Annotated in this window: 1 protein-coding gene; it reads right to left on the reverse strand. The window is 73.7% G+C overall.

Translation table 11 applies throughout. The features are described from left to right. Positions 1-742 precede the first annotated feature (742 nt). On the reverse strand, positions 743-1,966 hold a 1,224-nt coding region (locus tag ABZW03_RS40265; RefSeq protein ID WP_355269764.1), incomplete at its 5' end, for a sugar ABC transporter permease.

Below are 1,966 nucleotides of genomic sequence, written 5' to 3' on the forward strand. Positions count from 1 at the left end.
GTTTCGGTGGTGCTGTTCGGGTGCTTCGGGCCCGGAGGCCGGGCTGTCGTGCGCAAGAAGTCGATTCGGTCGACTTCTGGCGCGCTGGGGAACGGTTGCTCGGGCCGCGCGCGGGAAGTCGGCGGGTTCGACTTCTGGTGCGAGGGTTTGGTGCAGGGCTGCGAGAACCGGCGGACCGTTCTCCAGGGCTGGGCCGGTCGGATCGGGCAGGCTGTGCCCGAGGACGAGTGCGGTCCCGGTGCGCGGCGAGGTTCGTTCCCTGCACCCGTGTCTGCGAAGAGCCCGTACGATGCTGACGAAGACTCAGGGCCGGTTTGCCAGGGTGCAGCTGGGAACGGTGCTCTCTGGGGCGTCGGTCCCGCAGCGCGGGTTCCGGAATCGAACTGAATGGATCGGCACGCTCCGAACCCAATCGCCGCAGGTCAGGAAGTGTCGGCCCCGTGCTCGCGGGGATTGCTCCCAGAGGTCAAGGATTCGCTTGCCGGCATCCCGGCCTGCCCCGCGCTCGCGGGGATAGCTCGCGGTCCTCGTAGACCGTCTCGTGCATGGTGCTGTCGGCCCCGCGCTCGCGGGGGCAGGGCGGCGGCTTGACCGGCGCCGGGAGGGGCATGGGGGAGTGGGTCCGGGTGCTGTGCGTCAGAAGTCGGCTGGGCCGACTTCTGCTGGGGGGGAGTGCCCGGGCCCGCGCGCGGGGGGTCGGCGGGGCGACTTCCTGCGCGCGGGGTTGTCGGGGGAGTTGGGGCTATCTGCGGGTGGTGGTGGTGCGGGTGCGGCGGGTGAGGGAGTCGAGGACGACGGCGGCGAGCAGGACGGCGCCGGTGATCATGTACTGGATGGCCTGGGCGGCGTGGACCATGTCCAGGCCGGTGGTGATGGACTGGATGACCAGGATGCCCAGCAGCGCCGACCAGGTCTTGCCGCGCCCGCCGAAGAGGCTGGTGCCGCCGATGACGGCGGCGGCGATCGCGCTCATCAGCACGTTGCCGCCGCCCAGTTGCTTGTCGGCCGAGCCCTGCTGGGAGGCGTAGAACAGGCCGCCCAGGCCCGCCAGGAACGCGGCGAGGACGAACACGGAGATCCGTACCCGGGCGACGTCGATGCCCGCGCGCCGGGCCGCCTCGACGCCGCCGCCGACCGCGAAGACCTGCCGCCCGTAGCGGGTGCGGCGCAGCACGAAGTCGGTGGCGAGGACGACGCCCAGCAGTACGACCAGGGACAGCGGCAGGCCGCGGTCCTGGTTGAGGGCGTAGGCGGCGGCCAGGCACAGCAGCGCCAGCGCCCCGGCGCGGATCGCGCTGTCGGCGGCGGGCGGGGCGGTGAGCCCGGCGGCGCGGCGCCGGTGCGCGGTGCGCAGGCGGGCGCCCAGGTAGAGGGCGGGGGCGAGGACGGCCAGGCCCCAGGCGTAGGCGATGTCGCCGTCGCCGAGGAAGGTGGTGTCCAGGCTCGCGACGATGCCGTCGTGGCGGTTGTTGACGGTGCCGGCGTCGCCCAGCACCCATTCCTGCAGGCCGCTCCAGGCGAGCATCCCGGCGAGGGTGACCACGAAGGCGGGCACCCCGACGCGGGCGAAGAACAGGCCGTGCAGCAGCCCCATGGCGCAGGCCGCGCCCAGGGCGGCGAGGATGGCCAGCCACTCCGGCCAGCCCTGGCGCACGGCGAGGACGGCGGCGATCGCGGAGCTCGCGCCGGCCACCGAGCCCAGCGAGAGGTCGATCTCGCCGAGGATCAGCACGAAGACGACGCCGACGGCGATCAGGCCCGGCCCGGCGATGAAGCGGGTGATGTTGGTGAGGTTGTCGGCCTGCAGGAAGTGGTGGGTGACGGACTGGAAGACGACGGCGATGACGACCAGGCCGACGACCACCGGCAGCGAGCCGAGCTCGCCGGAGGCCAGGCGCCGGCGGGCGGCCTGCGCGCGCCCCGCCCAGCCCCGCGCGGGCGCCAGCAGCCGCGGGTCCGGGCCGCC

It is taken from the genome of Kitasatospora sp. NPDC004799 (assembly GCF_040609095.1).
Lineage (GTDB): Bacteria > Actinomycetota > Actinomycetes > Streptomycetales > Streptomycetaceae > Kitasatospora.